Below are 17,054 nucleotides of genomic sequence, written 5' to 3'. Positions count from 1 at the left end.
CCTTTTGGTCTATACCGATTTGATACCTCTATTATATGGTATAGACCAATTTTTGTCAAGGCTTTCATCTTATTTTTAGGCTAAAATGTGCTATAATGAAAACCATGAATACGAAAGATTTTGATTTTTACTTACCCGAGCACTTGATTGCTCAGACACCGTTGGAGCAACGCGATGCCTCACGCCTCCTCGTCATCAACCGTGATACTAAGGAGATGACCGATACCAGCTTTGACCACATCATCGACCAACTCAACCCTGGTGACGCTCTGGTCATGAACAACACTCGCGTTTTACCTGCCCGCCTCTACGGGCAAAAGCCTGACACAGGAGGCCATGTCGAGCTTTTGCTCCTCAAAAACACCGAAGGGGACTGCTGGGAGGTGCTGGCCAAACCAGCTAAACGCCTAAAGACTGGGGCAAGGGTTAGCTTTGGGGACGGTCGCTTGGTTGCGACCATCATAGCAGAGCTGGAGCACGGTGGACGGATTGTCGAGTTTAGCTACGATGGGATTTTTCTCGAAGTACTGGAAAGCCTTGGCGAAATGCCGTTACCTCCCTATATCCATGAGAAGCTAGCAGATAAAGATCGTTACCAAACCGTTTACGCCAAGGAAAACGGCTCTGCGGCAGCCCCAACAGCAGGACTGCACTTTACACCAGAGCTGCTGACAGCCATTAAAGCCAAGGGGGTTCATCTGGTCGAGCTGACCCTACACGTCGGACTGGGAACCTTTCGCCCTGTCTCTGTGGAAAATCTGGATGACCATGACATGCACTCGGAGTTCTACCAGCTGACAGCAGAGGCAGCCAATACCCTCAATCAGGTCAAAGTTGCTGGTGGTCGTATCGTTGCCGTCGGCACAACCTCCATTCGTACCCTAGAGACCATCGGACAAAAATATGGTGGCAAGCTCCAAGCTGACAGTGGTTGGACCAATATCTTTATCAAACCTGGCTACACGTTTACCGTTGTTGATGCTTTTTCCACTAATTTTCACCTGCCCATGTCAACCTTAGTCATGCTGGTGTCTGCTTTTGCAGGACGGGAATTTGTCCTTGATGCTTACAAGCACGCGGTTGACGAAGGCTATCGTTTCTTTAGCTTCGGTGATGCCATGTTTGTCCAGTAGGGACGTTCCTTCTGCCTAATCAAAAGCATCTGCGAAACTATTGGAAAGGAGTCTTATGCAACTAACAGGAAACGAAGATTTACGGGTAAAACGGACCATTTCAGCTATTTATCAAGCCTTTGAAGAACTAATTTGTCAAAAGGACTATGACAAAATCACAGTAACTAAACTAGCTAAATTAGCCCTAATCAACAAGAAAACCTTTTACCGCTATTACCCAACCCGAGATGATTTATTAGCGGAAATGCAGGAAACCTATGCCCAATCCTATATCCGACTCATTCGAGATTTCAAGCTACCAGATGATTTAGAGAACATCCAACGAGCATTCTTTGAATTCTCAGCCCAACAAGGTTCGGCCTACGACAAGATTACCATCAGTCACTCCACCTATTCAGACATTCGGCAGGACATGATTGATATGGTGATGGCAAAGACTTGGTCGCAATCCCCCCAAGTTCAAGCCTTATCTCCTTTTCAAAAAATCAGCCTACTCAACTTTATCCAGCAAACCACCCTGTCCATCTACCGCCAATGGGTGGAAGAGGACAAAATGACGCCTTTAGAGGAGGTTATCCAAACGTCTGTTTTACTGACTGAAACAGGAATTTCTGCTCTCTTGCATCAAGATTAGACCACTAATTTTCAAAAAGTGTGGCATAAGCCTCAACATCAAAACAATCGCCCATTGTCCTAACAGCAATGGGCTTTTATAATAAAAGCATCAAAACTAAGGAGGTTCTGATGACACAAACAGACCAAGAGGCCATCATCGCCTTGCAACACCAAATTTGGGAGGCTTACATCACTAAAAATATCCCTCTCCTAGAGATGATTTATCCTGACAATCATTACTTTCGCCATGCAGGTGGTCGTTACCAAGCAAGAGATGAGTTTTTGGCAGACATTAAATCGGGAGTTTTCCGCTATTATAGTTACCTTCCTGAGTCTGAAACGGTGACCTTTTTGTCCGACAGCACTGCCATGTTGCACACCAAGGCTAAAACAGATGCCCGTATCTATGGCTTTCGCAAGGTCTGGCGGATGGATTTTGACCTAGCCTTCGAAAAAATAGATGGAAGATGGCGACCAGCCGATGACCGGAAAATCAGGGGCTAGATGGCTCGGAAGTCGTAGGCTATCTGAATACGGCTGGAGTTCCTCACAGCCTACTCAAGATTCTAACAATAACCAACCGAAACAGGATAATTTAGGGGTTATTATCACCCTCTATAACCAGATGAAGTCGCTCATGATAGCTAATCTGAGCCAACTTAAACAGACCGAGGAGGACTGGCTGACAGATATGGCGAGCAGTCGACCAACTTGCCTTGTCTTTTGTCTCAGGAGTTCTCATTGTCGTGAGGAAAAAGAGAGTATTGCCCTTGTCATGCGACTAATTAGAGAGTCTGTAGCTAGCAAAAGCCTATTCCAAAGATAAAGTGGTCAGTGGTAGCTGGTTGGTTAGAGAACTTCAACATAAGCTGACATATTTTTACCAAGATAATACTAAACGTCAATACAGGCGAACATTATAAAGGAGTAAATTGATGACAAACACAGAAATTGCCAACCGATTGGCTTTAAAAGAATTAGTAGATACCTTTTCAAATCTAGCAGACACCAAAGACGTGTGTGCTCAGATGAAGCTGTTCAAAGAAGATGCTAAGGTTGTCTCCATCAATGGCGACCAAAAATTTGTCTCAGAAGGTAAGGAGGCAATCGGCAAGGCCTTTAGCGACTACCTTGACCTTTTCCATACCGTTTACCACCTCAATGGTCAGCAAACGATTAGTTTTCAAGATAACAATCATGCCCAAGGTATCTCCTATTGCCAGGTCATTTTGATCACAAATCAAGATGGCAAAGAGGTCACAAGGACATCAGGTGTCCGCTACTAGGATTATTATGAAAAAATTGATGGTAATTGGTTGATCGCTAGTCGTGAGTCCCACTTTATATGGACCAAAGTTGACTAAGCAGATAGACTAGGAAAGGAGACTGACAAATGACTACACCGCTATATAAAACATTAAATACTGGGTATCATATACCACAAATGGGTCTGGGCGTCTACCTCATGGCTCCAGGTCAGGAAACTTATGAGGCTGTTCGGGCAGCTCTACATTTAGGTTATCGCCACATTGACACAGCTCACGCCTATCAAAATGAGGCAAGCGTCGGACAAGCTATCGCTGACAGCGGACTGAACCGCGAGGAGATCTTTATCACCACCAAATTATGGCCGACAGAATACGGTGAGCAAGAAAGTCAGACTGCAATTGACAAAATGCTCAATCGTTTGCAAACTGACTACATCGACCTCCTGCTACTGCATCAGTCTATCGGCGATTACATAGGCGCCTATAAAGGCATGGAAGCCGCAGTCAAGGCTGGAAAAGTACGCTCTATCGGTCTCTCTAATTTTGAAGATGAGCGTCTAGATGAGGTGTTGACTAAAGCTGACATCAAGCCTGCTGCCTTACAAGTGGAAGCTCATCCCTATTTCCCTCAGGATGATTTAGCCGCTCACATTGCCCCTTATGGGACAGTCCTTGAGAGCTGGTACCCTCTTGGTCATGGAGATCCTGCCTTACTCAATGAAGCAGTTGTTTTAAAAATTGCTGAATGCTTAAACAAAACACCGGCTCAAGTCATTCTCAGATGGCATCTGCAAAAAGGTTATATTGTCTTTCCTAAAACGACTAATCCTGTTCACATGGCGGAGAATTTTAACATTTTTGATATAACATTGACCACAGAGGACATGACTGCTATCGCCACATTGAATTCCGGTAAACGCTACTTCACCATGTCCATGGCAGATCGAGAAAAGAATTTTATGGCTTATGTCTCAGCAGATTAGAGGTAGGCGAGTTCTTTACACCCCCTAGTTTACCCCCATAATTTGTAGCACACAACACTCATCTTGGTAATTGACGAGAATACAAAAACGAGATTAGGATGCTTATCCCAGTCTCGTTTTTGTGTTCTTATTCCCACATTCAACTAAAATCACTGCTCATGGGTGCAGAAATTAGTGTTTAATGTTTGGCAACAACTAATGATTTTATTTGATTAACTCATAGATAGCTTCTGCGTAGATGGCTGCTGAGCGGAAAATATCATCCAGTGCCATAAATTCGTTTGCTTGGTGCATGGTGTTGATGGAATCTGGGAACATGGCCCCATAAGCAACCCCACGCTTGAGCAGACGACCAAAAGTTCCGCCTCCGATAACCATTTCATGCCCCTTGAGACCGGTTTGCTTCTCGTAAACAGCTAGCAGAGTCTGCACCAGCGGGTCTTCTAAAGGGGTGTAGTGTGGCACGTGACCGTGGGCTGACAAGGTTACTTTCTCAACAGTTGCCAGCTGTTCCAGTTGCCCTTTGATGATTTCTGGATCGGTGCCTTTCGGATAGCGGAAATTAAGGGCGATGGTGTTGTCATCTCGGTCAGCTTCAAAGCTAAAGACCCCAGCGTTCATGGTCAAGTCACCCATGCGCTCATCGCTATGAGCGACTCCTAAATTGACCGCCAAGAAATCTTGATGAAGTTTGTCAGCGATGAGGGTGATGTAGTCTTTGGCGGCACCTGCCAAGTCAAACTGGGTCAGGAATTTAGCCAGATAAGTCGCACCATTAACACCCTCTTCAGGGGTTGAGCCGTGGGCTGATTTGCCATGGATGGTGATGGTCAGTTGATCGTCACCTGTAACCTCCCCACGTACCTCTGGATGGGCAGACAGGAAGTCCGCAAGGGCCGCCTGAGCCCTTGCCAAGTCAAGACCTGTCAGCTCTGCTGTGGCTGACTCAGGCACCATGTTCTCCCTTAGACCGCCCTGGAAATTGATCAGGGTCACTGCTCCGCCATGGCTCCCAGCGTAGTGGAGATAAGCCGTGATGTTGCCCTTCTCACCGTTGATAATCGGGAACTCGGCGTCGGGCGAGAAGCCGAAATCAGGCAGAGGCAGACCGACGTGCTCGAAATAGTAATCCATATCTGCCCAGCCAGACTCTTCATCCGTCCCAACGATAAAGCGGACTTTTTTAGAGGTCGGCAAGCCCAGTTCCTTGATGATTTTGAGGCCGTAGTAGCAGGCCATGGTCGGACCTTTGTCATCAGACGAGCCGCGGGCGTAGAGGCGACCGTCCTTAATCACTGGCGTGTAGGGGTCGGTGTCCCAACCCGAACCTGCAGGCACCACATCCAGGTGCCCAAAGATGCCCAGCACCTCGTCCCCCTCGCCAAACTCGAAATGCCCAGCATAGTTGTCAATATTGGTGGTCGGGTAACCATCACGCTCCGCCATGGCCAGGAAATGCTCCAGCGCACGGACTGGCCCAGGTCCAAAAGGGTGCTCCTGCGAGATTTTATCGTCTTCACGCTCAGATTTGATGCTGAGGATAGCGGTCAAATCCGCCAAAAGATCGTCTTTTCGTTTTTCTACTTCTGCTTGAAAGTTAATCGTCATGTCTTCTCCTTATCATGTTTACAAATGCTCTTTCCCACTCGATAGGGCTAGCTTGGTCTTGTTTTTGGAACATAGCAGAGCTGTTCACTAGCTGTGCCCCAGAGACACAGGCGTTGCCTCACCTATCCTCTTAGCGTTGCTCAATCACCTCATCAACAGGCAGGCGGTAGCTCGGCTCTGGTTTGTCGTCGCTGTAACCAACCGTGATCAAGAGCTCTGGACGGAAACGGCTGTCGATATCTAGCACCTCATTGATGGCTGATTTATCAAAACCAAGCAACATATTTGAAGCAAAACCTTGATCCGTCAGCGCCATGACCAGGTTCATGGCAACTAGACCGCTGTTAAAGGCCAGATAGTCGCTGGTCGTTGCCTGATCGTACTGTTCAAAAAGCTTAGGATAGGATTGAGCAAACTTTGCCAGTTGCTCATCGCCCAAGTCATGAACACCAATTCGTGCAATCTTGCGGGCACGTTTGGGCAAATCCGTATCACTAAAAAGAGCGATAACCACCTTAGCCTGACGGATTTGCTCACCGTTGGCTCTGAACCCCAGAGTTGCCAGTTGGTCTTTCTTATCCGTCACAATGACAAATTTCCACGGCTGCATGTTATGGGCCGACGGAGCCAAGGTCGCAATTTCGATAGCTGTGCGAATATCCTTAAGGTCGACAGGCTTGTCGTTAAAGGTCTTGTAAGCATGACGCTTTTTATTTAGTTCTAAAAATTTCATGGAATGTCCTCCAGAATACTTGTTACTCTATTATAGCATAATTTGAGAGGGGTTACAGAAAATTTTTATGGGAGCAATAAGGTTTTCATTTTTTCTTTGTCATTCCATTTAACAAATGCTATCCTTTTCTCTGCACTTAGCCTAATAAACTCACGTTTACCTAGAATAATGGCGAGATTCTTTGCAATCGCACGCTTATCGTGCTCATTATAGTAAACAAAGATAAAGTGATAATCATAATATTTGACTTCAGCCAACTCAAAACATCTTTGGAAGATTTCCTTATCTAATGGATCAACTGAATGACCATAAATAATGATATTTTTAGGGATGCTTTCTAAATTAAATCCATTATCAATAACAGTATCTTCAAAAAAACTTTTCAAAATCATTACCTGTTTCTTTGACCACACGCTGATAGAATTTTTGGTAAGGAATCAGTTCAGATGCAATGTCATCAAGGTCAGCCTGTTTGTCCTCGATTCCAAAGACCATAGTGTTAATTTCGTCTTTAGCACGATGAAAATTCAAGCAACCGTGAATAAAATGAATGTTTTTGTCATCAACACCAAATCGTTTAATGGTATCAGTGTAATTAAAGTTGATAACTTCACTACGTCCAATATTAATTACTTCATCAAGAACAGTTCCTGTTACTTTTTCCTTCTCTTTATCCAACTCATCCAGATAAGTCAAATAAAATTCTAACCAGTCAGTCAGCTCTTCCAGGGTCAGTACAAATTTCTCATTGACACCATCCACAACAGATTGTAGAGGCTTATCCTTGCGATTTTCCTCTTGAATCTGCTCTATAATGTAGACATATGTCATTGGATTAGTGTGATTACTGAAGTTGTTTACATCTATACGACTCTGATTAAATTTATCAATCTCATCAATAATATTTTTTATAGACCCGTCTTTAGAGTTTTCATAACGATTAATTGAGTATTTTAAATTTTGAACCACTTGATTTAATTCTCCAAAACTAAGCTCAAAATATTGACTATACTTTTCTATATCATTCTTGATATCGCTAATCGTCTCTGCTAAATCAGAAATAATCAATTCTAAGCTAGACCAATTTTGACCTAACTGCAACTGATTATCAAATATAAATTTCAAAATCAAGTTGTTTTCAATATTATTTAAAAAATTCCAACCTAAATTGCGGTGAGCTTGATTTTCATGAGATTCCGAACCATATAATAAATCAATCATAATTTCATAGTTAAAATAGAATTCTTGAACACTTTCTTCTATTATTTTAAAATGTTCAATTGTTTTTTATCATTAGATTGCTTATAAAGGTATTCCAGTTTATCATTTGCAATTTTATTAAAAATTTCTTTTCTTTTTACTTTATCACCACTACCACAAATTTTAGTAAATGATTTTAATTCAGCTAGCAAAAAACGAAATATAAAAGACAGGGTAAGTGTTTCTCCATCTAATATTCTATCTAATGAAAATTTCTTTGATTTCTCACCCTTTTTCCCCTCAAAAAATGACCCAATCTCTGTTAAAACTAGTTTTTCTCTTTTACGAGCATACTTTTTTAATTTTTCTATATCATTTGATGCTGCTGTCAATTTAGTGTTAGCATAGTTTTTAAAAATATAAGTAGCATCCAAAAACTCCAAAAAATCGGTATAACTTGTCTTTCTTTTCTGAGCTAAATCAAATCCATTTCCTAAAATTAAAATAGTATCAGCCATAACATTTCCTTTCTTACTTAACTTGATTTAATGTTTCCTTAACCCTCTCCGCCACTTGCTCTGGAATGCCCAGCTGGCGGATATCTTCGACAGTGGCTTCTTTGATAGCGGTCATACTTTTGAAATGTTTGAGGAGAAGCTGCTTGCGTTTGGGACCAAGCCCTTCGATGCCGTCGAGTTGTGAAGAGAAGCTGTTTTTGCTGCGGACTTGGCGGTGGAAGGTGATGGCAAAGCGGTGCACTTCGTCTTGGATACGGTGGAGGAGGAAAAATTCCTGTGAATTGCGGAGCAAATCCACCACCTCTAAGGGCTGACCAAAAAGCAATTCATGGGTCTGGTGGCGGTCATTTTTTTGCAGGCCTGCGATGGGAATGGACAAACCTAGCTTATCCAGGCTAGCCTTAGCTACATTGACCTGTCCTTGTCCACCGTCGATGATGATGAGGTCTGGCAATACCGTTCCCTCTCGCACCGCACGGCTGTACCGCCGCTCGATGACCTCTCGCATGGAAGCATAGTCATCAGGTCCAGCAACGGTCTTAATCTTGTATTTGCGGTAATCGGACTTTTTAGCTCTGCCATTTTCAAAAACGACCATGGCAGACACAGGTGAGGTCCCCATGATATTGGAGTTGTCAAAAGCCTCGATGCGATAGGGCGTGGCAATCCCAAGGAGCTTGCCCAAGTTTTCAATCGCCCCTTGGGTCTTGAGCAAGTCTTTTTCCGCTAGGTCAAATTGTTGCTGCAGGCTGACAGCCGCATTTTTAACAGCGAGGTTCACCAGCTGCTTTTTTTCCCCTTTTTGAGGGGTGATGATTTTGGTCGGGACGATGGCACGCACCAGCTCCTCGTCAATCCCCTGCGGGATAAAGATTTCCTTGGGCAGAAAGTGCCGCTTGTCCTGATAAAACTGCCCCATATAGGTCAGAAAATCCTCGTCTGGGTCATTGTAGTAGGGAAAAAGCTGGCTATCTCGCTCAATGAGCTTGCCCTGACGGACAAAAAAGACCTGCACGCTCATCCAGCCCTTATCCACCGCATAGCCAAAAATGTCACGGTCTTGCATGTCGGCACTCATGACCCGTTGCTTGGTGCGCAATAGCGCAATGCTGGATAGCAAGTCCCTGTACTCTGCCGCCCGCTCAAACTCAAGCGAACTGGCAGCGTCTGCCATCTTTCGCCGCAAGTCCTCCAAAATCTTATCGTCTCGACCATTGAGAAAGCCCTTGACATCCTCTGCCATCTGGGTAAAATAGCTGCGCGTCACCCCACAAATCGTATGGGCATGGCATTGCCCGATATGGTAGTAAAAACAGACCTTTTCAGGTGCGTTGGTGCACTTCCTAAACGGAAAAATCCGATCTAAGAGTTTTTTTATCTCATGCGCCGCATAAGAATCTGGATAGGGACCAAAATAAATCCCCCCATCTCGCTTGACCTGACGGGTGATGAGCAAACGCGGATAGGTTTCGTTGGTGATTTTGATGAAGGGATAGGACTTATCGTCCTTGAGCTTGATGTTGAACTTGGGCTTATTTTCTTGGATTAGGTTGATTTCTAGGAGCAAGGCCTCTGTATTTGACCCTGTCACGATAAACTCAAAATCCGCAATCTCTGACACCAAGAGCTCGGTCTTGGTGTCATGGCTACCACGGAAATAAGAGCGGACACGGTTTTTCAAATTTTTAGCCTTGCCGACATAGATAATCTGCCCCTGCTTGTCCTTGTGGAGGTAACAGCCTGGACTATCTGGCAGGAGCTCGAGCTTGTGTTTAATCAGTTGGTTCATGACACTATTATAACACGATTTTAAAGCTTTTCACCAAGAAAACCCTGCCTGCATGACCTCCCTGTCTCCTAAACGTTAGCATACAAGTTAAAATGTGGTTCAATTTAATAGGAAGACAGTTTGAAAATACTTTTCCTAAAGGTCAGTAATGGTTAAAAAAACCTGAAAAAGCTTGTGTTTTTCATTGACAAACCTTGAAAATAGGACTAGACTAGATAAGTAAAAAATGTTTAAGGAGAATTCTATCATGAATCTTGGTATTTTGGCACTCGGTTTGGGCTGTTTGGGCGTAAGCCTTGGTGAGGGCTTCCTCGTTGGTTCCTTGATGAAGGCGGCGTCTCGTCAGCCAGAGATTATTGACCAATTGCGTGGGATTATGATGTTGGGTGTCGCCTTCATTGAAGGAACATTCTTTGTCACTTTGGCTATGGCCTTCTTCCTCAAGTAAGCCAGTTAACAATTAAAAAATGAGGTGAATGAGATGGGAACACATGACTCCCCGACCCTGACCCTGGGGCCAGTCAGTTTTGATCTGGTCTTGTTAACCATGTCTTTGGTGATTGTTGTCGCCATTTTTGGCTGGGTCTTATGGTCAAGTCGTCAGATGCAACTGCGTCCGACAGGAAAACAAAATCTGCTGGAATACTGCTACGAGTTTGTTTTTAATATCGCTGAGAAAAACCTAGGACCTGTTTACAGTCGGCAGTATAGCCTCCTGCTGTTTACGGTCTTTACCTTTTTAGCTCTGGCCAACAATATCGGTCTCTTGACCAAGGTGCAGACCTCTCACGGGACTAACTTTGTCACCTCGCCAACGGCCAACATCTATTATGACCTTGGTTTGGCAGTGTTGATGACCATTATTATCCACGTGGAGGCTATTCGGCAACGCGGTCTTAAGGCTTATCTGAAAGAATTTGTGACGCCACCAGCTATGACACCGATGAATATCCTTGAAGAGGTAACCAATGTCGCTTCATTGGCTTTGCGTCTCTACGGTAACATCTTTGCTGGTGAGGTGGTCATGGATTTGATTTTGATGTTGGGTGATGCCCACTTGGCTCTCTGGCCAGTCGCTATTCTGCTCAACATGCTGTGGACAGCTTTCTCAGTCTTTATTTCCTTTATCCAAGCCTATGTCTTTACCCTCTTGGTATCCATTTACTTGGGTAAAAAGCTCAATAGTTAGGAGTATCTATGTTTTTGTTATCAACTAACCCGATGAGCTTGCTCTGGGGTAACTTTATCATCGTGACTGGCTCGGTCGCTCTGCTATTTTTCCTGATTAGAACCTTCGCTTGGAAGCAATTGACCAGTACCTTGGATAATCGTGCTGCTAAGATTTCTGGCGATTTGGATAAGGCAAAAAGCTTGCGCGACCAATCTGAAAACTTGGTTAAAGAGCGCGAGGAAGCGCTACGTGACGCTCGAATCGAAGCCAGTCGTATCGTTTCGGAAGCCAAAACCCTAAGCCAGTCTCAGGCAGACCGTATCTTGCGTGATGCCAAGATTGATGCCCAGCAAGTTAAGGAAAAAGCGCGTTTAGATATTGCGGCTGAGCGCCAAAAAGCCGTCAGCGAGTCCCGTCAGGAAATTAGTCAATTGTCGCTTGACGTGGCTAAAAAAATTCTCGGACAGGAGTTGGACGACAGCGCCCAGCATGACCTGATCAACCGCTATTTAGATGAATTAGGAGAAGGCTAATGGCAAATCAAGTGGAAGCCTTGGTGGATCGGCACGCCAAAAATCTCCTCCGTTTGGCTAGATCTCGTCAAGAGGTCGGTCAGCTCAACCAGCAAGTCAGTCTCTTATTACAAATTTTTGAAGAGCACCAGTTGCAGGCTTACTTTTCTGATCTGTCACTCAGTCATGAGGACAAGTTGCAGTTAGCACGAACGCTTGGGGAGTCTAGTCTGGATATTCTAAACAGCCTCTTTGAACAAATCTTATCAGCTTCTCAGGAGGCCTATCTCTATCCGATTTTAACTCGAGTTTATGAACTCTTGGGTTATGAGCAAGAAGAGGTTGAGGTTTATGTCACTGCTGCAGTGAGCTTGACGGACCAAGAAAAAGAGCGTTTTATATCCCTGGCAAAACGCCGTCTGGGTGTGATTCGGGGGCGTTTGGTGGAAAAGGTTGATCCTGCTATCATTGGCGGCTTTATCCTAGAAGCCAATCACCAGGTGATTGACACCAGTATCCGCCACCAATTACAAGAATTGAGAGAAGAAACTAGACGCTAATGTGCGACGGATTCAACAAGCGAAAGAACTAATCTAAGAAGAAAAGGTGGTATGACCTTGTCTATTAACACACAAGAAATCAGCCAATTAATTCGTCAACAGATTCAGCAATTCCAGCCACGGTTTAACATTACCGAGACTGGGGTTGTGACCTATGTGGGGGACGGGGTTGCCCGTGCCCACGGGCTGAACGAAGCCATGAGTGGGGAACTGTTGGAATTTGAGAACGGTGTCTATGGCATGGCACAAAATTTAGAGAGCAACGATGTCGGCATCATTATTTTGGGGCCTTTTTCAAGTATTCGTGAGGGCGACATGGTTAAACGAACAGGTAAAATTATGGAAGTACCTGTCGGCGAGGCTTTAATTGGTCGGGTAGTAAATCCCTTGGGGCAACCGGTCGATGGTCTAGGCGAGATTGCAACAACAGGTACTCGTCCTGTCGAAGTGCCTGCTCCTGGTGTTATGGAGCGCAAATCTGTTTCTGAGCCCCTTCAGACAGGGATTAAGGCGATTGACGCCTTGGTGCCAATCGGTCGTGGGCAACGGGAGCTGATTATCGGTGACCGTCAAACAGGTAAAACATCCGTGGCGATTGACGCTATCCTCAACCAAAAAGGGCAGGATATGGTCTGCATCTACGTTGCCATCGGACAAAAAGAGTCAACCGTTCGAACTCAAGTAGAAACTCTTCGGAAATACGGCGCACTGGACTACACAATTGTCGTGACCGCTTCAGCGTCACAGCCATCACCACTCCTTTACATTGCGCCTTACGCTGGAGTTGCCATGGCTGAAGAGCTCATGTATCAAGGCAAACATGTCCTCATCGTCTACGATGATTTGTCAAAACAGGCCGTAGCCTATCGTGAGCTGTCGCTCTTACTTCGTCGTCCGCCAGGACGTGAAGCTTATCCAGGGGATGTCTTCTATTTGCATAGTCGTCTTTTGGAGCGCTCAGCCAAACTATCTGATGAACTGGGAAGTGGCTCTATCACTGCTCTGCCATTTATCGAAACTCAGGCAGGCGACATCTCGGCCTATATTGCCACTAACGTCATTTCAATCACAGACGGTCAGATTTTCTTACAAGAAAACCTCTTCAACTCTGGTATCCGACCAGCCATTGATGCGGGGTCGTCCGTATCTCGGGTCGGTGGCTCTGCTCAAACCAAGGCCATGAAAAAAGTAGCCGGTACCCTGCGTTTGGATTTGGCTTCCTATCGTGAACTTGAGGCTTTTACTCAGTTTGGTAGTGACCTTGATGCAGCGACTCAGGCTAAGCTCAACCGCGGTCGTCGAACAGTTGAAGTGCTCAAACAGCCTCTGCATAAGCCACTCCCTATGGAGAAGCAAGTCCTTATCCTCTATGCACTCACTCATGGTTTCTTGGATGATGTGCCAGTAAATCATATTTCAGCCTTTGAAGAGGACTTGTACGCTTATTTTGATACCCATTTTGACCATATTTTGAATAATATTAAAACCAGTAAGGACTTGCCAGATGAGGCAGTGCTGGATGATGCCATCTCAGCCTTTAAAGCACAGTCCATTTATCAAGCCTAGTAGGAGGATAGCATGACCGCATCGCTTAGTGACATTAAGGCGAAAATCCAGTCAACGGAAAAGACCAGTAAGATTACCTCAGCGATGAAAATGGTCTCTTCTGCTAAGCTGGTCAAAGCAGAGGCTGCTGCTCGTGATTTCCAACTCTACGCCAGCAAAATTCGCCAAATTACAACAGACTTGTTGCAAACCGAGTTGGTGACTGGGTCCGACAACCCCATGCTGGCTTCTCGTGAGATTAAAAAGTCTGGCTACATTGTGATCACCTCAGACCGTGGTCTAGTCGGTGGCTACAATGCCAAAATCCTCAAGGCCATGATGGACTTGATTCGGGATTACCATCCAGATGGTCAGGACTACAGCCTTATTGCTATCGGCAGTGTCGGTGCTGATTTTTTCAAGGCTAGGAACATGCCGGTTGCTTTTGAATTGCGTGGTTTGGCTGACCAACCTAGTTTTGAAGAGGTTGGACGGATCATCTCGCGTTCGGTCGATATGTATGTCAATGGGCTCTTTGATGAGCTCTACGTCTGCTACAACCACCATGTCAACAGCTTGACCAGTCAAGTTCGGGTACAGCAGATGTTGCCCATCACGGACTTGGATGCCAACGAGGCCGACAGTGAACGGCTCAACAGTTTTGACCTTGAGCCAAATCGTGAGGCGATTTTGGAGCAACTCTTGCCCCAGTACACAGAGAGCATGATTTATGGCTCCATTGTTGATGCCAAAACTGCTGAGCATGCGGCAGGCATGACGGCCATGCAGACTGCAACTGACAATGCCAAGCAGATTATCACGGACTTGACTATCCAGTACAACCGTGCCAGACAGGCCAATATCACTCAGGAAATCACTGAAATCGTCGCAGGAGCTAACGCTCTGGAATAAGTAGCTGTTGAGAAATGGTAGAGCAGATAATCAGTTGGTGGTCAGCTCTGCTATTTTCCAAAGAAAATCAGTAACAGCTTTGTGACAGACGAGAAGACTTAGTAAAATTGAGGAAAAAATATGAGTTCAGGTAAAATTGCTCAGGTAGTTGGTCCAGTAGTGGACGTGGTGTTCGCCGCAGGCGATAAGCTACCTGAAATAAACCACGCTCTTGTGGTTTATAAAGATGGCGATAAAAAGCAGAAAATCGTTCTGGAGGTTGCTCTGGAGCTTGGAGATGGTGTGGTGCGCACCATCGCTATGGAATCGACAGACGGTCTAAAGCGAGGGCTCGAGGTGCTAGACACTGGTCGCCCTATCAGCGTACCCGTTGGTCCGGAGACACTCGGTCGCGTCTTTAACGTTTTGGGAGATACCATTGATTTGGAAGTCCCCTTTGGAGAAAACGCCAAGCGCGAGCCCATTCATAAAAAAGCCCCAGCCTTTGATGAGCTGGCGACCTCTTCAGAGATTTTGGAGACAGGCATCAAGGTCATCGACCTTTTAGCCCCCTACCTGAAAGGTGGTAAGGTAGGTCTCTTTGGTGGTGCTGGTGTTGGTAAGACCGTCCTAATTCAGGAACTAATTAACAACATTGCCCAAGAACACGGAGGTATCTCTGTCTTTACAGGTGTTGGTGAACGTACCCGTGAGGGAAATGACCTTTATTGGGAGATGAAAGAGTCTGGTGTTATTGAGAAAACTGCCATGGTCTTTGGTCAGATGAACGAGCCACCAGGTGCTCGGATGCGGGTTGCCCTGACAGGTCTGACCATTGCTGAATACTTCCGTGATGTGGAAGGGCAGGATGTGTTGCTTTTCATTGATAACATCTTCCGCTTTACACAGGCAGGGTCAGAAGTTTCTGCCCTCCTAGGACGGATGCCGTCTGCGGTGGGTTACCAACCAACCCTTGCGACCGAGATGGGGCAACTGCAAGAACGGATTACTTCTACCAAGAAAGGTTCTGTCACATCCATTCAGGCCATCTACGTCCCTGCGGATGACTACACTGACCCAGCACCAGCAACTGCTTTTGCGCACTTGGACTCAACAACCAATTTGGAGCGTCGTCTGACACAGATGGGGATTTACCCAGCGGTTGACCCGTTAGCTTCCAGCTCACGTGCCCTCTCTCCTGAAATTGTTGGAGAAGAGCATTATGCGGTTGCCACTGAGGTGCAACGTGTGCTCCAACGCTACCGTGAGTTACAGGATATTATTGCTATCCTTGGTATGGACGAGTTATCAGAAGATGAGAAAATTTTGGTTGGGCGTGCGCGTCGGATTCAATTCTTCTTGTCACAAAACTTCCACGTCGCCGAGCAATTCACTGGTCAGCCTGGTTCTTACGTTCCAGTAGCAGAGACCGTCAGAGGCTTCAAGGCTATTCTTGATGGAGAATACGACCATCTACCAGAAGATGCCTTTAGAAACGTTGGCCCAATCGAAGATGTGGTCAAAAAAGCGGCTAAAATGGGCTACTAGGGAGACCGTTTATGGAAAAAGAACCAATGACCGTTCAGATTGTCACACCAGACGGGCTCAAGTATGATCATCATGCCAATTTTATCACTGTCCGTACGCGGTCAGGTGAGATGGGGATTTTACCAAATCACGCGAATACAATTGCGCCACTAGAGGTACATGAGGTTAAGATTCGGCGAATTGATGATGATAGCCATGTGGATTGGGTCGCCGTTAACGGTGGGATTATCGAGATCAAGAATAATCTGATTACCATTGTTGCTGATTCAGCTGAGCGTGACCGTGATATTGATGTCAGTCGTGCCGAACGAGCCAAACTTCGTGCAGAACGTGCCCTCGCTGAAGCCGAGTTGCGTCATCAGACTCATGAGATTGAACGCGCTAAAGTCGCCTTGCAACGAGCTCTTAATCGCATTAGCGTTGGACGAAAAGAATAAAAAAACAAACCGTGGTCAAAACTGGCCACGGTTTGTTCTGTACTTATGAATTTGGATCGTCAAGACTTCTGCCATGCAAGCCCTTCTCACGCTGCACTTGACGCAAGCGCTCTGGGGTGATATCATTGCCAGCCTCATCGACAATCTTAATCCCCTCCACATGGGCACGCACACTGCGTCGGTAGCCTTCGATGTACTCCTCACGCAGAGCTGCCTGCTCAGCCAGCTCGCTTTCCGTCAAACCTTCGGCTTTTTTCTTTCGAGCCAATTCATTGATTCGATCAATTTTTGCTTGTTCCATATCATGATACAAAGAGCGTCACAGACAAAGGGAGTAAAACAATCTGGGAGACCGTTTTAGCCCGAGCCCTAACATCAATAGGGCAAGGGAACGTTGAGGGCTAATTTTCTCAACAATCATTTTACCACCGTCTGTAGCTCGTGTTCTAATCCTTTCTAATGTTCTCTTACTTCTTCTGATTAAGGCGGTCAATAAAGCGACTGACCTTGTATTTCTCCTCATCTTCTGCCCGTCTGCCTGTT

20 protein-coding genes are annotated in these 17,054 nt (G+C 45.6%); 13 read left to right on the top strand and 7 right to left on the bottom strand.

Annotation, left to right across the window (positions count from 1 at the left end; translation table 11 throughout):
* Nucleotides 1-104 precede the first annotated feature (104 nt).
* The 5 genes from queA to ACERC8_RS01070 all read left to right on the top strand — a co-directional run bounded on the left by queA (nt 105) and on the right by ACERC8_RS01070 (nt 3,999).
* Complete coding sequence (gene queA, locus ACERC8_RS01090) at nt 105-1,133, top strand: tRNA preQ1(34) S-adenosylmethionine ribosyltransferase-isomerase QueA (protein ID WP_373658056.1); 1,029 nt, start codon at nt 105-107, stop codon at nt 1,131-1,133.
* A 55-nt stretch (nt 1,134-1,188) separates the two neighbouring features.
* A complete protein-coding gene (locus ACERC8_RS01085; protein WP_373658055.1) occupies nt 1,189-1,767 on the top strand; it encodes a TetR/AcrR family transcriptional regulator in 579 nt (192 codons plus the stop codon).
* A gap of 110 nt (nt 1,768-1,877) precedes the next feature.
* Complete coding sequence (locus ACERC8_RS01080) at nt 1,878-2,252, top strand: nuclear transport factor 2 family protein (protein ID WP_373658054.1); 375 nt, start codon at nt 1,878-1,880, stop codon at nt 2,250-2,252.
* Nucleotides 2,253-2,683: 431 nt separating this feature from the next.
* Nucleotides 2,684-3,034 (top strand): nuclear transport factor 2 family protein, encoded by a 351-nt coding sequence (locus ACERC8_RS01075; protein WP_373658053.1) that lies wholly within the window; start codon nt 2,684-2,686, stop codon nt 3,032-3,034.
* Between the two features lie 107 nt (nt 3,035-3,141).
* Nucleotides 3,142-3,999, top strand: coding sequence for an aldo/keto reductase (locus tag ACERC8_RS01070; protein WP_373658052.1), 858 nt, complete (start codon nt 3,142-3,144; stop codon nt 3,997-3,999).
* Nucleotides 4,000-4,203: 204 nt separating this feature from the next.
* Here the strand turns inward: ACERC8_RS01070 and pepV are convergent, their stop codons facing one another.
* The 6 genes from pepV to uvrC form a co-directional block, all read right to left on the bottom strand.
* Nucleotides 4,204-5,607 (bottom strand): dipeptidase PepV, encoded by a 1,404-nt coding sequence (gene pepV, locus ACERC8_RS01065; protein ID WP_373658051.1) that lies wholly within the window; start codon nt 5,605-5,607, stop codon nt 4,204-4,206.
* Nucleotides 5,608-5,737: 130 nt separating this feature from the next.
* Entirely contained in the window at nt 5,738-6,340 is a 603-nt protein-coding gene (locus tag ACERC8_RS01060) for a nitroreductase family protein (RefSeq protein ID WP_373658050.1), read from the bottom strand.
* Between the two features lie 65 nt (nt 6,341-6,405).
* Entirely contained in the window at nt 6,406-6,732 is a 327-nt protein-coding gene (locus ACERC8_RS01055) for a hypothetical protein (protein ID WP_373658049.1), read from the bottom strand.
* Nucleotides 6,710-7,561 (bottom strand): AbiH family protein, encoded by an 852-nt coding sequence (locus tag ACERC8_RS01050; protein WP_373658048.1) that lies wholly within the window; start codon nt 7,559-7,561, stop codon nt 6,710-6,712. The genes ACERC8_RS01055 and ACERC8_RS01050 overlap by 23 nt, the downstream gene beginning before the upstream one ends.
* A 41-nt stretch (nt 7,562-7,602) precedes the next feature.
* Nucleotides 7,603-8,058 (bottom strand): hypothetical protein, encoded by a 456-nt coding sequence (locus tag ACERC8_RS01045; protein WP_373658081.1) that lies wholly within the window; start codon nt 8,056-8,058, stop codon nt 7,603-7,605.
* A gap of 13 nt (nt 8,059-8,071) precedes the next feature.
* Entirely contained in the window at nt 8,072-9,847 is a 1,776-nt protein-coding gene (gene uvrC, locus ACERC8_RS01040; RefSeq protein ID WP_373658047.1) for an excinuclease ABC subunit UvrC, read from the bottom strand.
* 247 nt (nt 9,848-10,094) lie between these two features.
* Here uvrC and ACERC8_RS01035 point away from each other — a divergent pair, with 247 nt between their 5' ends.
* The 8 genes from ACERC8_RS01035 (at nt 10,095) to ACERC8_RS01000 (ending at nt 16,511) form a co-directional block, all read left to right on the top strand.
* Entirely contained in the window at nt 10,095-10,295 is a 201-nt protein-coding gene (locus ACERC8_RS01035; RefSeq protein WP_018367518.1) for a F0F1 ATP synthase subunit C, read from the top strand.
* A gap of 33 nt (nt 10,296-10,328) precedes the next feature.
* Entirely contained in the window at nt 10,329-11,036 is a 708-nt protein-coding gene (atpB, locus tag ACERC8_RS01030; protein ID WP_373658046.1) for a F0F1 ATP synthase subunit A, read from the top strand.
* 8 nt (nt 11,037-11,044) lie between these two features.
* A complete protein-coding gene (gene atpF / locus ACERC8_RS01025; protein WP_018367520.1) occupies nt 11,045-11,551 on the top strand; it encodes a F0F1 ATP synthase subunit B in 507 nt (168 codons plus the stop codon).
* A complete protein-coding gene (locus ACERC8_RS01020; RefSeq protein WP_373658045.1) occupies nt 11,551-12,090 on the top strand; it encodes a F0F1 ATP synthase subunit delta in 540 nt (179 codons plus the stop codon). The genes atpF and ACERC8_RS01020 overlap by 1 nt, the downstream gene beginning before the upstream one ends.
* Nucleotides 12,091-12,147: 57 nt before the next feature.
* Entirely contained in the window at nt 12,148-13,656 is a 1,509-nt protein-coding gene (atpA, locus tag ACERC8_RS01015; RefSeq protein WP_373658044.1) for a F0F1 ATP synthase subunit alpha, read from the top strand.
* A gap of 12 nt (nt 13,657-13,668) precedes the next feature.
* Nucleotides 13,669-14,547 carry a F0F1 ATP synthase subunit gamma gene (locus ACERC8_RS01010; RefSeq protein WP_373658042.1) on the top strand — a complete coding sequence of 293 codons (879 nt, stop codon included), beginning with the start codon at nt 13,669-13,671 and terminating at the stop codon, nt 14,545-14,547.
* Between the two features lie 120 nt (nt 14,548-14,667).
* Nucleotides 14,668-16,074, top strand: a complete 1,407-nt coding sequence (gene atpD, locus ACERC8_RS01005) for a F0F1 ATP synthase subunit beta (RefSeq protein ID WP_373658041.1) — start codon at nt 14,668-14,670, stop codon at nt 16,072-16,074.
* A gap of 11 nt (nt 16,075-16,085) precedes the next feature.
* Nucleotides 16,086-16,511, top strand: coding sequence for a F0F1 ATP synthase subunit epsilon (locus ACERC8_RS01000; RefSeq protein ID WP_373658040.1), 426 nt, complete (start codon nt 16,086-16,088; stop codon nt 16,509-16,511).
* Nucleotides 16,512-16,554: 43 nt separating this feature from the next.
* Here ACERC8_RS01000 and ACERC8_RS00995 read toward each other — a convergent pair whose 3' ends face one another.
* The gene (locus tag ACERC8_RS00995) at nt 16,555-16,812 is read right to left on the bottom strand and encodes a DUF896 family protein (RefSeq protein WP_373658039.1); all 258 of its coding nucleotides are present in this window, start codon (nt 16,810-16,812) and stop codon (nt 16,555-16,557) included.
* Nucleotides 16,813-17,054: the final 242 nt, after the last annotated feature.

The organism is Streptococcus sp. E29BA, from assembly GCF_041807805.1.
GTDB lineage: Bacteria > Bacillota > Bacilli > Lactobacillales > Streptococcaceae > Streptococcus > Streptococcus entericus.
This window is presented reverse-complemented; position numbering and strand designations above follow the sequence as displayed.

Coding starts and splice junctions, on each gene's coding strand:
- queA (WP_373658056.1), top strand. CDS start 105: ATGAATACGAAAGATTTTGATTTTTACTTACCCGAGCACTTGATTGCT.
- ACERC8_RS01085 (WP_373658055.1), top strand. CDS start 1,189: ATGCAACTAACAGGAAACGAAGATTTACGGGTAAAACGGACCATTTCA.
- ACERC8_RS01080 (WP_373658054.1), top strand. CDS start 1,878: ATGACACAAACAGACCAAGAGGCCATCATCGCCTTGCAACACCAAATT.
- ACERC8_RS01075 (WP_373658053.1), top strand. CDS start 2,684: ATGACAAACACAGAAATTGCCAACCGATTGGCTTTAAAAGAATTAGTA.
- ACERC8_RS01070 (WP_373658052.1), top strand. CDS start 3,142: ATGACTACACCGCTATATAAAACATTAAATACTGGGTATCATATACCA.
- pepV (WP_373658051.1), bottom strand. CDS start 5,607: ATGACGATTAACTTTCAAGCAGAAGTAGAAAAACGAAAAGACGATCTT.
- ACERC8_RS01060 (WP_373658050.1), bottom strand. CDS start 6,340: ATGAAATTTTTAGAACTAAATAAAAAGCGTCATGCTTACAAGACCTTT.
- ACERC8_RS01055 (WP_373658049.1), bottom strand. CDS start 6,732: ATGATTTTGAAAAGTTTTTTTGAAGATACTGTTATTGATAATGGATTT.
- ACERC8_RS01050 (WP_373658048.1), bottom strand. CDS start 7,561: ATGATTGATTTATTATATGGTTCGGAATCTCATGAAAATCAAGCTCAC.
- ACERC8_RS01045 (WP_373658081.1), bottom strand. CDS start 8,058: ATGGCTGATACTATTTTAATTTTAGGAAATGGATTTGATTTAGCTCAG.
- uvrC (WP_373658047.1), bottom strand. CDS start 9,847: ATGAACCAACTGATTAAACACAAGCTCGAGCTCCTGCCAGATAGTCCA.
- ACERC8_RS01035 (WP_018367518.1), top strand. CDS start 10,095: ATGAATCTTGGTATTTTGGCACTCGGTTTGGGCTGTTTGGGCGTAAGC.
- atpB (WP_373658046.1), top strand. CDS start 10,329: ATGGGAACACATGACTCCCCGACCCTGACCCTGGGGCCAGTCAGTTTT.
- atpF (WP_018367520.1), top strand. CDS start 11,045: ATGTTTTTGTTATCAACTAACCCGATGAGCTTGCTCTGGGGTAACTTT.
- ACERC8_RS01020 (WP_373658045.1), top strand. CDS start 11,551: ATGGCAAATCAAGTGGAAGCCTTGGTGGATCGGCACGCCAAAAATCTC.
- ACERC8_RS01010 (WP_373658042.1), top strand. CDS start 13,669: ATGACCGCATCGCTTAGTGACATTAAGGCGAAAATCCAGTCAACGGAA.
- atpD (WP_373658041.1), top strand. CDS start 14,668: ATGAGTTCAGGTAAAATTGCTCAGGTAGTTGGTCCAGTAGTGGACGTG.
- ACERC8_RS01000 (WP_373658040.1), top strand. CDS start 16,086: ATGGAAAAAGAACCAATGACCGTTCAGATTGTCACACCAGACGGGCTC.
- ACERC8_RS00995 (WP_373658039.1), bottom strand. CDS start 16,812: ATGGAACAAGCAAAAATTGATCGAATCAATGAATTGGCTCGAAAGAAA.